Genomic DNA, 14,320 nt, shown 5'->3' with positions numbered 1-14,320 from the left:
GGTGTCTGGCAAAAACCGCCATGGCTATGGTCGGGGCGGTTCAGAATACTTTGGAACAAAGTTGTTATAAAACCCACCGTCGAAATCCCATTTGAAATGATTGAGAAAATCGCGCCCCAGCAGCAGATCCTGCGGAAAACGGTCACCCCAGTTTTTTTCTTCATAGACGTCGAAGTCACCTTGAAACGGTACGCCCGGAATCCAAATACGTGCGCGATACTTCACTAAGTTGGCATCACCGGCTGCCGAGCTACCTGCCGCCTCACCGATCGCGGTCAAACCCAGCTTCTTCACAAGATCCGACCGGATGTGAATATGTGACGCGCCACCGTCGACAACTCCGATTGCGGGCACGGTAGTTTGTAAATTGTTTAACGAACAAATCGCCATGACGACCGACGGATGGCCAGCCACCCGGTCTTCAGTCGGTATTTTAAAGCGGTCAATATATTTTACTGAGATCATGATCTTGTATGTCCCTTTGCTTTAACGCGCCATGTCCGACGCTGCCCGCCTCAAGGCCCTCGTCGAGACCTACGCGGCCGTTTTAGCGACCGGTAGCGTCAAGGAACTCTTTGACAGCGTGAGCATATCCGACCAACTGATCTATATATTCAACGTAATGCCGGTTCTGCCCTACCCTTGCTTTCGTGGCTGCGGGCGGCACGGATCTATCCTGTTATCAGGTCAGGCAGCGACAGGCCGTCTACATATCGAAGTGGGACATACCCGGACGTGTCGGCGAATGCCTCTAGTTATTTCTCAGAGCCTTTAGGCATTATAGCGTCAGGCGCAGCTCCCTCTTGATGAAGGACTGAATTAACAAGGGCGAATCCCATTATTGTCGCCGCTTGGATGCGCTCGCCGCTCTGCTTTGCTTCTGAAATAACAGAGGCGCGGGTGTCACCATCGGCTATTTTTTTGAATAAGGTGAATGAGTACGCTTTTTCATAATAAGCATCTCCCATTTTATTGACGGCCTCCTGCAATTGTTTCGCCCCGTCGGCGGAAACGTAGACCGGTGGCTTAAGGTTTTTCAGTCTTTGGGCGGCGTCATAACAAGCTGGTTGTCCGGACTGAGCGGCTTCGTACATGGCGACGGCGTCATTATTCTCCGCCGCCAACGCGATTTTAGTGCCGTACGCATCACAATTTGCCGCCCGATCGATAATTTCCTGCACATAGTTCCGCGCCTGATTATTAATCAGCTCCTGCGAAAATTCGGCCTTAGCCGCTTGGGAAGATGAAGACGAAATCGAGGCAGCCAATTGCTGCGTATTTTTTTCATCTGCACTTGGCGCAACCGGCGGCAACAGGGCCGCGCCAACAGCGAACAATAGAAAGCTCGCGAAAACACCAAATGAACTCTGCTTTCTAGTCTTGATGATAAATTTGGGCTGCGGAAAGATCGTCAGCACAATGCATAGAAAAAACAACGCCAACGAGACGAGAAGGATAAAGCCGCCCATAAAAAACCCCTGCCCTCAGTAAGGGAAACAGGGGTCGCATATCCGCGTTAGTTGAGTCAAGCCTAGCGCGACATATCCGCGATCTGGGCGGATTTATCCATCATGGTTTCGCAGGCATGGGCGCAGACAAACAGGTGGTTACGAATTGTCGCGGGCGGCAGATCGGCCATATGCAGTAAGGCCCGGCGCAGGTGAAACATGCCCTCATGGATATCGCGACCCGCGATGTAAATGTCTTTTCTATCCATGTCGTTCATGCTTACGCCCCTCGTTAATAAAGAATCCATAAAGAGAACATATACGGAACATTAAATAGGAAAAAAAGCCCCCAATCAGGGAGCAAGTTAATAATTTTTGGATACGGTACCGTATCATGTTGCCGCCATCAGGAGGCCTCCCTTCTTAGCGCGGCGCTGGCGAACCTGGTATTTTACCTTCGCCACCGCCATGATCGACGGCTTTAGCTCAGGGTCGGCGTGATCGTACTGGATTGCAGCCCTGCCCCCCAGATGGACCGCCACGCCCCGCGGCACACACTCCCAGTTCTCCGGCGAGGTGTTGGTGCGGTCGCCGTCGAGGCATTTCAGAACGTGGCCCTCGGGCACGGGGCCGTGCTGCTGCTCCCAAAGGTAACGATGCTTGTGCATGTACCTCCGGCTATGGCCGGTGTGCGGATTGACCTGGTCGACGCTCATTTCAATGTAGCCGTCTTTTCCGACGCGTTCATGACCGAAGAATTTGCGGTTGGCAGGCACAGACCCTTTCTTGAATCGTGTGGCTGCGCTGTTCGGGTGAAAGGGCATTTTCTGCCCCTCGTTGTGCGGGACATTATCAGGCTCGATACGGCCCGTGCGACCGGTCAACCAGCCCTTACGTTTGCACAGAGCGTTATAGTTCTGAAAGGCTACGTCATCCCGAGCGAAGGTCTCGACGAAAAGCTTATGCGCCTCCTTCCGGACCATCGTCTTGTGCCGCTCGATCCAGTCGAGTTCAGCCTCGCTATAGGCTATCCAGACACCTTTCATGACCCGGCCCCTTTGAGAAGCGGCAGGTACGGCTCCGGACTGGAACCATATTCGGCAGCCAGCTTTGCGGCCTGAAGCTGCAGGTTGGCGTTTTTAACGATCTGATCGGCTATGCCGACGATCGCCTCCCCGCGCCGGGCCTCGGTTTCGATTTGATCAGGTGTCAGGTTTTCATCACCGAGCCGCTCGAGCTGGGCGAACAGGTGGTTGTTCAGGTCGGTGAGCTTGTTTTTCACAACACCCTCCCACCGGTGAGACCGAACAGGTGCGCCAGCGCGGTCAGCACCGTCAGGGGCCGGTCGCGCGGATCGATCATTTTCCTGGCGTCAGGAAAATGATCGAGGGACTCCGTTCTTTGCAAAATTTGCAAAGAAGGTGGCGCGCCCCGTAGTTCCGACGACGGCAGATAGGCGCAGCCGCGCGCCTTGGCTTCCCAGATCGCGCGGGTCTCAGGATCTTTGGCCCGACCCGCCGCCGCGAGCAGCCGCGCCGCCAGAACCTCGCGCCGGAGCCGTTCGGTCTTTCCGATTCGGCGGGCTTCTTCCAGATAGATGATCTGCGCCGGTTTGCGCACCGGCGCCGCGACCATCGACGTATTGAGAACGATGGCAGTCAATGTGGCCTCCCCTCGCGCGCGCCATAACGACGGGCCTGTCGGCAAGCCAGACACTGACAGGGGTCGGCCTTTGGACCAACGCCCGACAGCATGTCGATAATCTGAGCGCGCATCTTTTCCGCGTCTTCAAGACTGGAAAGCGTCTTAACGGCGTCCAGAACCTCGCAAACGAAGCCGATCGTCAGCCCTACCGTTTCGCGGTGCGTCAAAGCGCCATGCGACATCAGCAACGTCTTCGCCGCGTCGGTTCCGGATCGATAGATGGCCACAAATTCGGGCGTCAGGTTCGAGGTTTGCAATTCTTCGATCATGCTACCCTCACCATCGCAAGCGCGGCGTGAGCCTTGGCCGACAGGTCATCAAGACCCTGCCAGTATTCATCGTTACCACTGGTCTGCCGCTGCTCGATCTCGCTATCGACTTCTGGCAATAGCCCAGACAACGCCGCGGCCAGCAAAGGCAATGGCGCGAGCGCCTTCTCGACCTGATCGAGGACGGCCTGCATGTCGCTCAGGTTGGTTAAGCCCGTAGCGGAGAAGACCCGTAATCCCGTTTCCTCGCCAATCGTGTACGGATGTTCGTCGCGCTCTTTGCGTTGCCGCAGCAGCTCGTCGCGCTGCACATAGACGCAACAGGCGTTCGTGAATTCCGGCGCAAGATCGATGGGAAGCGCGTAAGTGATTTCCGCCGGCGCATCATTATAGGCCTGTGCAATGGGGTAGCCCATCTTCAGGACGGACTCGCGCTCATATCGGCCCGCTTCGCGCAGAACACCCGTATAGCCCTGCCCGTTCGGTCGCCAGAACAAATCGCGCTTGATCAGTACATGATCCGACATCTACGCGGCCTCCAGCTGGGGGCCGCAGGAACGGGTCACGGCTTCGGCATCGACGGTGACGATGACCTCACCGGCAATGACGCTGGCCGGATTTTGGCCGGAGGCGACCAGATAATCCCACAGCAGCTTTCCGGCCTCGGGCGTCAGCGGCGGGTGGCCGTAGATTTCGACATAGAGCGAGCGTTTGTCCGGCCAGTTGCCGAAGATGACGCCGGTCGACAGCCCGGCTTCGATGCCGATCAGCCGCAGGGTGGTCAGCTCATACCCGCGCTTTTCAAAGGTTTTGCGCGCGGCATCGAGAACCAGCGCGCGGTTGCGGGCCTTGGCTTGGCCGCGTTTGGATTGAGGTGAAAGGGTCAACGATTAATCTCCCATAGCGTTGCTACGGGAGTCAAAATGAACCAATTTGGTACATTGTCAACCGATTTAAGAAGAAAATTGGTACATTATGAACCAGCTAGTCACCACGAAGAACCACTGGATAAACACCTTGAATTTCAGAGTTGGAGATGAACTCGCTCTCCTCACGGTAGGCAGGCTTTCCATCGTCAGTGAAAGCCTCCATCCGAATAACCTCAACTTGAGCCGGAGTGGTTCGAACATAAAATCGAATCTTGAGTGGGCCGGTTTTAGTCTTGATGACAACCGCCTGGTGACGGCGGGGCGTCCGCTTAATGTGATAGATCACGAAACCTCCAGGCGCGATGTATGGGGAGACATCCTCGTTCAGGACGCGCATGGCCCGAACCTCACCATCCAGCAACGCCGCCAAATCGATGTCCTCACCGCCATCAGTCTCATATACGCCAAGGCCTTGCTGACCCGCAGAAATCGCTCCAGACGGAACGGACGCGGGAAAACGACGACCCGTGTCGAAGATACTGCGCCCCTCGACGACCGCCTGATATTCTGCCTGAAGATCCGCCCTCGTAAGACCCAGCGCTGAGACGACTTGATCCTGAACATCCTCCTTGAGCAGCGCCTTCCGATCTCCGGACTCGTACCGGTTGATCGTCACACGTGAAGTGCCAACCCGTTCGGCCACATCATCGACAGACAAGTCGAGTTTTTGCCGGAGGCGGCGCAAGGCCTGGCCAAGTTGGATGTGTCTTTCGGTCACGATTCGCCCGCTCGCAGTTGGTCTGCGAGCAGGGTGCATCACCGAATTGGCACTATCTATCACCAGCATTTTAACTTTTCAGAAACCATTTCGTTGACAAATGTACCAAATCGGTTCGGTTTGGAACCATATTCTTCAAATCAGCGAATCACTGATGCAAACTTGTCACCACTTCCCCACGCCGCCCCAGCCCGTCCAACGTTGCTCTGCCGATCAGTGGCGGGTCGACCGTAACCTGACCGTAACCGAAATGGCCGACGCGATTGGCGTGAAGCGGCAGGATCTGGGCCGCGCATTGATGCCGATGGATCAGGATGGCTGGCGTGAGGCCTCGCTGACGATCCGCAAAAAGGTACGCGATTACACACAGGGTGCCGTCACCCTCGACGACTGGCCCGAAAAAGTTCCTCCCCGTCCGTGCAATCTGGGCGCGGACGCCCCTGCCCCGTCCGCCGTTCCGCCAGTTCCTGCGGACGGGGCCTTTTTATCTCACCCTAAAGGAGCCGCGTAATGCGCTTTTTTACAAAAGGACCGCATGTTGTCATCGCCCGCGATGCGCTCGCCGCCGCTGACGGCCTGCCGCGCGTTCGCGGCCTCCGGATGGAGGACATCACCGACGCCCTGATCGATCTATGCAAGAAGCATTTGCCGCCTGCGCAAGAGGGCGTTTCTAAGATCGATGTGTTTCGTCAGTACCAGCTACGTCTCTCAGACGGGAGCCTGGTCTATGGAGACAATGAGGCCATCAACGAGCTTAAGGCGCAGCTGTTCGAGGTAGACGCCACGGACAAGCGCGCCGATCAGCACTTCGCGGATCTCGAGCTGGAGCGCATCGCTCACGGTCGCAGCCGCGACCGGGTCGAGGAGCTGTTCAAACAGAAGGCCGAAGCTGACGAACGCGCGGCCACGCTGGGCCGCGAGTTGTGCGAAGGTGCCGCCGCCGCGGCACAGGTCGCTGCGCGCGTCGTCGAACTGGAAAAGCAGCTTGAAGAACGGGCTGCCACGGCGAAGCGTCGGTTGGACCAGATCGGAGAGTTGAACGAGAAGGTCCGCAAGCTGGGCGAAGAGCTGATGGAGCGCCCGACGCAGGAGCGGCTGGATTTCGCGCTCTCTGTTGTCGAAAAGCTGGAAGCCGAGGTTGCCCGTCAGCAGGACGAGATCGCCGCGTGGAAGAACCTCGCGCCGATCGAGACGACCCCGGCGAAAAAGCAGGTCGAAGCCACCAAGGCCTTTCTGGCCGGTGAGGATGTCACAGGCGCGGCTCCGATCGTCATGGCGCGCCCGGCAGACATCGCGCTCTCGCCATTGGCCACCCGCCACGGCAGCGCGGTCATGCAGCTGCTCGACAGTGGTCACAACCCGGATGAAGTCTGCGCGGAACTGAACCGCGAACTCAGCCGTAACGACCGCCTCAACCCGGCAATGATCAAGAGGATCAAGACGGAAATGCGCGCCGCGCAGAACCTGACCAAGGGAGCGGCGTGATGGTCACCAATATTCTCGCGAAGGTTTTCGCTATTGGCGCCGTCGGCGCGATCGTCTGGGCGTTCATTTCGGCGCTGCTCACCGCCGATGTCGCCGAAGTGGTGGCTTGGCTTCTGGTCTTCGGTTTTTCCGTAGCATGGAGAAGCCGATAATGCCCTTCACCCCGTCCGACGCCTCACGCTTCGCGCGTCTGGCCATCGCGCTCATGTCGAACAAATCGACACCGGCGCAGATCCGCTTCGCCGGTCGCGAAGCCGACACCGCCACCTTGCCGCCGTCCGATCACGCCCGGCGATTGCTGGTCGATCTGGTCGTGCGCGCCAAAGCTTTGCCGGACAACGGCAAGGTCCACAACCTTCATATGCTGGCCGAACGTGGCTATGAGGTCGGCATGGACCTCTTGCTCAACGTCCAGAGCTTCGCGGCGCGGGCCGATCTGGAAGCCGCCGTCGCTAGCGCTCAGGCGCGGCTCGGACCAGCAAAGGTCAAAGCCCATGAAATCCGGACTCACGTGGCCAACCACCACGCCTTTGACCGCTTCGCCATGCGCCGCGACCTGCACGATGCGGACGAGATCGCCGCCCGTGAGGTCGCGCCCGACGACGCCCCCCTGCCCTACGCCCAGCGTCAGGCGCTGGCCAAACTGGCCAATGAGTCGGACGAGGCGGCGGAAACCGACCGCGCGCTCGACTACCTCTCCGATCCACCCTGAGCCTCAGGGGCCGCGGCGCTGCGGGGCGTCAACGCGGAGATCGAACCTGTCTTTTGTGTGGAACCTCTATGAAATCCGATATTTTTCAACGTGCGTCTTTTCCCTGCCCCGTCTGTACCGGCAACGCGAAGATCCGCGAAAGCGAGGCGCTTTCGCACACGACGCGCCGCCTTAAGTATCTCTGCCTCGACGTCGAGTGCGGTCATACGTGGGTGGCCCATCTGACCTACGTATCGACCCTGTCGCCGTCGGCGCTGGGGCCGGTGCATCCGATGGGACCACGCAAGCGCCCGCCACCTGAGCCCCTGACTAACCCGCTGATCCGGCCTTTGACCGAAACCCGGAAACCAGCGGCTTAACAGCCTGCCCCAACGACCCAGACCACCCAACGCGGGCGCATGAACCCGCGAACGATATCCCTTTGCCCAGAAGTACCCCCGACCCATGGCCATGCGCGACGACATTATCGAAGAGGTCACCCAACGTCTTAAGGCCGACTACGGCTTCAAGGAAAACGGCAAGTACCTCCAGCAGGGCCGCTGCCCCGATTGCAAAAAGCGCGAGCTGTGGGCCTCGGCACTCAACCCGTCGATCCTCCATTGTCAGCGTGGCAATCAGTGCGGTCGCGATTTCGACATCAAGGATCTCTACCCCGAAATTTTCGACACCTGGTCGAGCCGTTATCAGCGCACCGACAAAGAGCCCGACGCCGCCGCCGACGCCTATCTGTCCGGCGCGCGCGGCCTGCGCATCGGTCGGCTCAAAGGGTCGTACAGTCAGGACCTTTATCAGGATCCGTACAAGAAGGATCTGATCTCCGCCACCGTGCGCTTTCCGCTCCCCGGCGGGTCCTACTGGGAGCGCCTGATCGACCAGCCGGGCCGCTTCGGCAAGCGCAAGGCCAATTTCAAAAAGGGCGGGTCTCACGGCGGTTTCGCGTGGATGGCCCCGGATCAGCCGATCGAGGTGCTGGCGAAGGCACAGCGCATCTGGATCTGCGAAGGCATTTTCGACGCCGCCAGCTGGCAGCAGATCGGCGAACACGCCGTCTCCTGCATGTCCACCAGCACATATCCAGAACACTGGCTCAAGGCCCTGCGTAAGGCCTGCGCCGACCTCGACCTGCCACAGCCGGAGCTGATCTTCGCGTTCGACACGGGCAAATCGGGTGAAGAGTCGGCGCGTAAATTCGTCGATAGAGCGCGCGAAGAAGGCTGGACGGCTACCGCCGCCATGCCGCGCGCCGAAGGCGAAGTCGGCAAGCGCGATTGGAACGACCTGCTGCGCCGCAACCTCCTGCGGCCCGAAGATATCGAGCAGTACCTATGGTACGGCAAGATCCTGCTGGCTGCCGACGCGCATGAAAAGGCTGTGCTGCTGTGGGAAAAGCACGAGTGGTCATCCTTCTCCTTCGTGTTTCAATCGCGCACCTGGTGGGCCAGTTTCGACCAGGCCAAGATCAACGAGGCGATCGAGAAAGAATCGATATCGCGCAAATCGGCCGCGCGACGGTGCTGCAACGTGTCGGAAATAGCCAATTGTGCCTTCCGGATCTTGTACAGCCAGTACAACAAGGCGCTGGACGAACGCACCTTCTATATGTCGATCACGACGCCGTGGGCCAAGGAGCCCTATGGCGCGCGATTCACCCCCGCCGCCCTGACCGCGTCGTCTGAGTTCAAAAAGGTACTGCTGGGCGCGGGCAACGGCGCGCACTGGACGGGCTCCGGCTTTCAACTCGATAAGCTGCTCGCGCCCCAGTACGTCAACCTGAAAACCGTCGAAACGCTCGACTTCACGGGCTATTCGAAAGAACACGGCGTCTATGTCTTCGGCGATATCGCCGTCCAGAACGGTCGCGTCATCGATATCAATCGCGAAGACTATTTCGACTGCGGCAACGCGCTGCTTAAGCTGAAGACCACAGACCGCATCTGTGAGATCGAATACGACGCTGAAAAGTTCGATACCTCGTGGGTCGATACGATCTACCGAGCCTATGGCTGCCACGGCATCGTCGCCCTGAGCTTCGCGGTCGCGTCGATGTTCGCCGAACAGATCCGCGCCTTTCAAAAATCCTTCCTCTTTCTCGAATGCTCAGGCCTGCCCGGCACCGGCAAGACAACCCTGATCGAGTTTATCTGGAAGCTCTACGGTCGCGAAGGCTACGAAGGCTTCGACCCGTCCAATGCCACCTTCGCGGCCCTCAGCCGCAACATGGCGCGCACCGCCAATATCCCGGTCGTTCTTATGGAAGGCGACCGCGAAGACGGCGGCGCCCACACCAAGAAATTCGACTGGAACCAGCTTAAGACCTCCTACAATGGTCGCCCCTTTCGCGAAACCGGCGTGAAGAACGGCGGCACCGAGACCAACGCCCCGCCCTTCCGCGCCTCAATCTGGATTGAACAAAACTACCCCGTCGTGGCCTCGCCCGCCATCATGGAGCGCATCATTTCGATGAACTTCACGAAAGAGGGCTGGACCGCCGACACCAAAAAGGCGGCGGAAGAGCTGGAGCAATGGCCGATCGAGGATCTGTCCGGCACCATCATCCATATCGTCCGCGCGGAAAAAGACTACATGGAACGCTTCAAAGCGGCCCATCCGAAATACGAACTCGAATTCATCACCGGTCAAAAGCGCGTCCGCAACGCGCGCATCCGCAAATGCGCCGCGCAGCTGCATGCGGGCCTCGACGCCATGGCCCCGCTGCTCAGGATTCCGCAAAGCCTGCTGGCCAAGGTCCACGACCATATCAACGATCTGGCCGTGGAGCGCGACCGCTCGCTCGAAGCCGACCACCCCGTCGTCGCGAAATTCTGGGAAGCCTTCGACTACCTCGCGGCCCTGCACGACGCAAAAGACCCGAACCATATCCTTGGCAAAGGGCTCAACCTGCACCGCAAGGATGACACCCTGATCGCGGTCAACCTGCAGGCCTTCGAAGCCGCCTGCAAACATGCCGGCGTCTCTCATCCGCCGGTCGATGACCTCAAGCGATTCCTCCAGACCTCGAAGTCGAGAAAGTTCGTCGAGGCCAAGACGGTGAACTCGTCCGACTACGGCCACAAGCATTGTTGGGTCTTCCAGACCGAGGACGCCACCAAGGCCGCCAAACCCCAGAAAAAAGGAAACTGAGCATGTTCATGCCCCAGAAAGCGGCGGCAGATCTCTATGCGCGGGCCGTCGAGGCCGTCATCGTCGAACGCAAGGCCTCGACCTCCTTCATCCAGCGCAAGCTTCAGATCGGTTACAACACCGCCGCGTCTCTGATGGATGCGATGGAGCGCGAAGGCGTAGTCAGCAAATCCAACCACGTCGGCAAACGCGATGTGCTGGTCGGCCCTGGTTATAAGCCGAAAGCCGATACCCCGCCGTTCAATACCTCTTTGCCCTCTCCCGTGGGGGAGAGGGACGCCCCGCAGGGGCAGGGTGAGGGGGAACCCCAGCCCGCGCCCGCGCCCGCGCCGAAACCCGAACCCCCAGCCCCGACCGGCCCACCGAAAAAATACACCTGCGACGGCTGCGACTGTGAGGCCATGGGCACCACGGACACGATTCCGCGCGGCTGGTGGACGCAGACCTCTGGCACCTTGGGCACCCTCTGGAAATGCGAGCCCTGCGCGGCAAAGAACGCCAGCCGCATCGCCACTGAGCACATGACGACGGAGCAGATCCTCAACGCCGACACCAGCGGCGACCACCCCGACGTCATCACCGCCGCCGCGCAGGGCCGTCTGCGCACCTTCGTCGAGCGCTTCGAGCGCCTGTTCGAGGATGTGGCCGCGATCCAGAGCGACATCAAGGAAGTCCGCGACGAGGCCAAGGGCGAAGGTTTCGACGTGAAGATCCTAATGCGCGTCGTCCGCGAACGCCGAAAAGACCCGACCAAACGCGAGGAGGAAGAAGCCGTCTTCGACCTCTACGTCTCCGCCATCGGCGGACTCTAACCCCACCACAGCAACAGGAGATCAACATGCTGGAAATCACCATCCGTGGCCCCGTCGCCAGCGGCAAAACGACTATTCAGGAAGAGGCTATCAGCCGCCTGAGAAAAATCGGGGTCAGCGCCTTCAACGGTGACATCCTTCGGACGCCAAAGGCAGCCCAGACCCTAAACGCTGATATCCTCATCAAAACCGAAATGACCGGCGTAGATCTGCACTGGGCATTCACTCAATCGAAGCCGAGCGACAACGCTGTTTTGCGTGTTGCCGCCAGAACCATCATGGCCGAATCCATTGATGACGTCTTGAAAAAGTTCGCAGACGCCAAACCTAAGCCCACCCCGGCACCTGAAGCCGTCTGCCCCGGCTATCTCGTCTGGAATCCTGCGCACGGTGGACCACGCGTCAACCACCCCGACATGACTTCCGCTGTCACCGAGGCCATGCGCCTCGCTGATCAGTACCCAGACAACCATTTCTACGTCATGGCGCCCGTGCAGGAATTCATTGTCCACGAGATCCGCACCAAAGCCCCTATCCAGATCACTGCTGTCGGACAGACCTTTGAGCCCGAGAAACTCGAATGGTCTGAGGCTCAAAAAATCCGCATGCGCATCCCGCTGGAAATGCGCGATGCCGCCGACAGCATTCTAAACCACATCCTGGACTGCGAACGCCGGGGCGTCTTCGCGTTTGTTCAATCCTCTCCCGTCCTGACGATGCTCGAAAGCGAAAAGCTAATTTTCATCGACCCCGCCCACGGCGGGCACCTGAAGGCCACCTTCACCTGCGCCGGGGAGCTTCTGGCTAAAGACGACGAGATCCCGTTCTGATGGCCCTCGTCCTGATCAACCTGACCTACTGGGTCGAAGGCTGCGCGGATCTGCCGATCAACGACAACCGGCTATGGCACTGGCTCTTTGGGGTCAGCGCCACGGACGTCCTGACCCGCGCCTGCGCGCGGCTGGGCAAGCCGGTTACCGCGATCAGCCTGAAATCAGAGCTTCACCGCACGGACATCCTCGCCCGCGTCGACGGCCAGCCTGCGCCCGTCCCCCTCATCACCGTCTGTCAGGGCCTCAGCTTTTCCGAGCTGAACGCTGCTCTGACCGCCCTCCAAAAAACCGAAAAACAAAAGGAAGCTGCATGACATCGGCCATAACCCACACCGCGCTTCGCTACCACGGCGCAAAATTCAGGCTCGCCCCGTGGATCATGTCATTTTTCCCCGCGCACAGAACCTATGTCGAGCCCTTCGGCGGCGCAGCCGGAGTGCTGCTCAGGAAGCAACCGGCCTATGCCGAAGTCTATAACGACCTCGACGGCGAAGTGGTCAGCTTCTTTCGCGTACTTCGCGACCCGGCGCAGCGCGCCGAGCTCGAACACGTACTGACCCTGACGCCCTATGCCCGCGAAGAATTCAAAGTGGCCTACGAGCCTGCGGCTAACGACATTGAGCGCGCCCGACGCCTGTGCATTCGATCGCACATGGGCTTCGGAAGCGCCGCCACGAGCGGCCAGCCTGTTGGCTTCAGGATCGACACCGCCCGCCCCTATGGCACGGCACAGGCCGTATGGGCGCGCTACCCTGAAACCCTCGCCACCGTGGGTCAACGTCTTGCCGGAGTTTTGATCGAGAACCGCCCAGCAGAGCGCATTATCAGCGACCACGACAGGCCCGACACACTGTTTTTCGTCGATCCGCCCTACCTACATTCGACGCGCAAGCTTGGCGAGTCGGCTTGCTATCGTCACGAAATGACCGAAGCCGACCACGTCGCCCTGCTTGGTCGGCTGAAAGTGGTCAAGGGCATGGTCGTTTTGAGCGGCTATCGCTCGGATCTGTACGCGGACCTGCTGTCGGACTGGATTTCGCATGAGAAGCAGACCGCCGCGGCGTCTGGTAGAGGCAGCGCAACCCGCACTGAGGTTGTCTGGCTTAACCCGACCTGCGCGGAAGCCCTGAAGGCGGTGACAGCATGACACCCCTCCGAGTTCTCATCGCCTGTGAATTCTCAGGCATTGTTCGACGCGCCTTTACGGCGCGCGGACACGAGGCGACCTCTTGCGACCTTTTACCGTCCGAAGATGGCTCCAACCATCACATCACTGGCGACGTTCGCCCTCTGCTGACATGGGGTTGCTGGGATCTGCTCGTCGTCGCGCATCCACCCTGTACGAGGCTTTGCCGATCGGGCCGTCGCTGGCTGTCCGGCCCCGGTGACATGACGCCGCCCAAGGCCCTGCCGCGCGGGCGCACGTGGGAAAGCATGATCAACGAATTCGAAATCGGCGTCGATCTTTTCACAGCGTTCTGGACGGCCCCTATTCCGCGCGTCGCTATAGAGAATCCCGAAATGCACGACATCGCGCGCCGTCGGATGCCTATCGATCTGCCGAAGCCCCAGATGGTGCAGCCCTTCTGGTTCGGTCACCCTGAGTATAAGGCAACCGGCCTCTATACGCGCGGTTTACCCGATCTGATCGAGACCAACCGATTGCCGGAGCCGGAGCGGGGCAGTGACGAGTGGCGCGCGTGGAATCGCGTCCATCGGATGAGGCCCGGACCAAACAGAGGTCATGAGCGCAGCCGGTTTTTCCCCGGCATAGCGGATGCAATGGCCGATCAGTGGGGCGGCTACGCCTTGGAACAGGCAGCCCCCGCATGATCCCGTCCAAAATCAAAAACCTAACTATTCACGGCATTTCAGACGACGAACTGATCGACGATCTTCGCTCGCTTCGATACCGAGGATCCGCCCAACTGGTGGTGCTGCCGCCGCCGGAACCCGATGCAAACGGTCATATGTTTGTGCCGAACGACTCCCGACCCGGCTTCGTCTGCATGAAGTGCAACCGCTTTGGCACCTTGGCCGAACTGACCCCAGTCGAAAAGCTGGGGCCCTGCCGCCCTACATGGCTGGAATACAAGATCGCCACGTCGACGACGACGGTCAAAGCCGACCAGGTGCCTGAGGGCGAAATCTGGGTTGGCATCGACGCCGCTGTGCACCCCGATCGCGCCGTCTTTTTCTCGCAAGAGGCAGGACACCCCATCAAATGGAGGTGGATGTGACCTGCGCCCGCTGCAACGGCACCCGCGTC

The 14,320-nt window shown here is 59.5% G+C and carries 22 protein-coding genes and 1 pseudogene; 13 read left to right on the top strand and 10 right to left on the bottom strand.

The features are described 5' to 3' along the window. Positions 1 to 24: 24 nt before the first annotated feature. The 10 genes from PQU92_RS08200 to PQU92_RS08155 form a co-directional block, all read right to left on the bottom strand. Positions 25 to 465 carry a pepsin/retropepsin-like aspartic protease family protein gene (locus tag PQU92_RS08200; protein WP_272747729.1) on the bottom strand — a complete coding sequence of 147 codons (441 nt, stop codon included), beginning with the start codon at positions 463 to 465 and terminating at the stop codon, positions 25 to 27. 290 nt (positions 466 to 755) lie between these two features. After that, positions 756 to 1,469 (bottom strand): hypothetical protein, encoded by a 714-nt coding sequence (locus PQU92_RS08195; protein ID WP_272747728.1) that lies wholly within the window; start codon positions 1,467 to 1,469, stop codon positions 756 to 758. Positions 1,470 to 1,531: 62 nt separating this feature from the next. After that, positions 1,532 to 1,726, bottom strand: a complete 195-nt coding sequence (locus PQU92_RS08190; protein WP_272747727.1) for a hypothetical protein — start codon at positions 1,724 to 1,726, stop codon at positions 1,532 to 1,534. Positions 1,727 to 1,840: 114 nt separating this feature from the next. Continuing rightward, on the bottom strand, positions 1,841 to 2,494 hold the full coding sequence (locus PQU92_RS08185; RefSeq protein ID WP_272747726.1) for an HNH endonuclease signature motif containing protein: 654 nt from the start codon (positions 2,492 to 2,494) through the stop codon (positions 1,841 to 1,843). Next, complete coding sequence (locus tag PQU92_RS08180) at positions 2,491 to 2,730, bottom strand: hypothetical protein (protein ID WP_272747725.1); 240 nt, start codon at positions 2,728 to 2,730, stop codon at positions 2,491 to 2,493. Before PQU92_RS08180 ends, PQU92_RS08185 begins: the two co-directional genes overlap by 4 nt. Then, positions 2,727 to 3,110: a hypothetical protein gene (locus PQU92_RS08175; protein WP_272747724.1), complete on the bottom strand. Its 384-nt coding sequence runs from the start codon at positions 3,108 to 3,110 to the stop codon at positions 2,727 to 2,729. The genes PQU92_RS08180 and PQU92_RS08175 overlap by 4 nt, the downstream gene beginning before the upstream one ends. Then, the gene (locus PQU92_RS08170) at positions 3,107 to 3,421 is read right to left on the bottom strand and encodes a hypothetical protein (protein ID WP_272747723.1); all 315 of its coding nucleotides are present in this window, start codon (positions 3,419 to 3,421) and stop codon (positions 3,107 to 3,109) included. The genes PQU92_RS08175 and PQU92_RS08170 overlap by 4 nt, the downstream gene beginning before the upstream one ends. Continuing rightward, positions 3,418 to 3,948 (bottom strand): hypothetical protein, encoded by a 531-nt coding sequence (locus tag PQU92_RS08165; protein WP_272747722.1) that lies wholly within the window; start codon positions 3,946 to 3,948, stop codon positions 3,418 to 3,420. The genes PQU92_RS08170 and PQU92_RS08165 overlap by 4 nt, the downstream gene beginning before the upstream one ends. Then, positions 3,949 to 4,308, bottom strand: coding sequence for a TetR/AcrR family transcriptional regulator (locus tag PQU92_RS08160; RefSeq protein ID WP_272747721.1), 360 nt, complete (start codon positions 4,306 to 4,308; stop codon positions 3,949 to 3,951). A 97-nt stretch (positions 4,309 to 4,405) separates the two neighbouring features. Then, entirely contained in the window at positions 4,406 to 5,137 is a 732-nt protein-coding gene (locus tag PQU92_RS08155) for a helix-turn-helix domain-containing protein (protein WP_272747720.1), read from the bottom strand. A 31-nt stretch (positions 5,138 to 5,168) separates the two neighbouring features. Between PQU92_RS08155 and PQU92_RS08150 the strand changes: the two genes are divergently transcribed. From PQU92_RS08150 to PQU92_RS08090, 13 genes and pseudogenes are all read left to right on the top strand, one after another. Continuing rightward, entirely contained in the window at positions 5,169 to 5,579 is a 411-nt protein-coding gene (locus PQU92_RS08150; RefSeq protein WP_272747719.1) for a hypothetical protein, read from the top strand. Next, complete coding sequence (locus PQU92_RS08145; protein WP_272747718.1) at positions 5,579 to 6,553, top strand: hypothetical protein; 975 nt, start codon at positions 5,579 to 5,581, stop codon at positions 6,551 to 6,553. The genes PQU92_RS08150 and PQU92_RS08145 overlap by 1 nt, the downstream gene beginning before the upstream one ends. Next, entirely contained in the window at positions 6,553 to 6,705 is a 153-nt protein-coding gene (locus PQU92_RS08140; RefSeq protein ID WP_272747717.1) for a hypothetical protein, read from the top strand. The genes PQU92_RS08145 and PQU92_RS08140 overlap by 1 nt, the downstream gene beginning before the upstream one ends. Further along, positions 6,705 to 7,265: a hypothetical protein gene (locus PQU92_RS08135; RefSeq protein WP_272747716.1), complete on the top strand. Its 561-nt coding sequence runs from the start codon at positions 6,705 to 6,707 to the stop codon at positions 7,263 to 7,265. The genes PQU92_RS08140 and PQU92_RS08135 overlap by 1 nt, the downstream gene beginning before the upstream one ends. Positions 7,266 to 7,333: 68 nt before the next feature. Continuing rightward, complete coding sequence (locus tag PQU92_RS08130) at positions 7,334 to 7,624, top strand: ogr/Delta-like zinc finger family protein (RefSeq protein WP_272747715.1); 291 nt, start codon at positions 7,334 to 7,336, stop codon at positions 7,622 to 7,624. 91 nt (positions 7,625 to 7,715) lie between these two features. Beyond that, positions 7,716 to 10,406: a toprim domain-containing protein gene (locus PQU92_RS08125; RefSeq protein ID WP_272747714.1), complete on the top strand. Its 2,691-nt coding sequence runs from the start codon at positions 7,716 to 7,718 to the stop codon at positions 10,404 to 10,406. 26 nt (positions 10,407 to 10,432) lie between these two features. Then, positions 10,433 to 10,615 (top strand): annotated as a pseudogene (locus PQU92_RS08120) (DNA translocase FtsK); the annotation flags it as partial. A 192-nt stretch (positions 10,616 to 10,807) separates the two neighbouring features. Beyond that, positions 10,808 to 11,218 carry a DUF2312 domain-containing protein gene (locus tag PQU92_RS08115; protein ID WP_368407099.1) on the top strand — a complete coding sequence of 137 codons (411 nt, stop codon included), beginning with the start codon at positions 10,808 to 10,810 and terminating at the stop codon, positions 11,216 to 11,218. Between the two features lie 26 nt (positions 11,219 to 11,244). Next, positions 11,245 to 12,048, top strand: coding sequence for a hypothetical protein (locus PQU92_RS08110; protein ID WP_272747713.1), 804 nt, complete (start codon positions 11,245 to 11,247; stop codon positions 12,046 to 12,048). Continuing rightward, positions 12,048 to 12,365, top strand: coding sequence for a hypothetical protein (locus PQU92_RS08105; protein ID WP_272747712.1), 318 nt, complete (start codon positions 12,048 to 12,050; stop codon positions 12,363 to 12,365). Before PQU92_RS08110 ends, PQU92_RS08105 begins: the two co-directional genes overlap by 1 nt. Next, a complete protein-coding gene (locus tag PQU92_RS08100; protein ID WP_272747711.1) occupies positions 12,362 to 13,198 on the top strand; it encodes a DNA adenine methylase in 837 nt (278 codons plus the stop codon). Before PQU92_RS08105 ends, PQU92_RS08100 begins: the two co-directional genes overlap by 4 nt. Further along, entirely contained in the window at positions 13,195 to 13,884 is a 690-nt protein-coding gene (locus PQU92_RS08095) for a hypothetical protein (protein WP_272747710.1), read from the top strand. The genes PQU92_RS08100 and PQU92_RS08095 overlap by 4 nt, the downstream gene beginning before the upstream one ends. Then, positions 13,881 to 14,291 (top strand): hypothetical protein, encoded by a 411-nt coding sequence (locus PQU92_RS08090; protein ID WP_272747709.1) that lies wholly within the window; start codon positions 13,881 to 13,883, stop codon positions 14,289 to 14,291. Before PQU92_RS08095 ends, PQU92_RS08090 begins: the two co-directional genes overlap by 4 nt. The last annotated feature ends 29 nt before the right edge of the window (positions 14,292 to 14,320 follow it).

The organism is Asticcacaulis aquaticus (genome assembly GCF_028550415.1).
GTDB lineage: Bacteria > Pseudomonadota > Alphaproteobacteria > Caulobacterales > Caulobacteraceae > Asticcacaulis > Asticcacaulis aquaticus.
The sequence above is the reverse complement of the archived record's forward strand: the minus strand, read 5'-3'. Positions and strand labels throughout refer to the sequence as shown.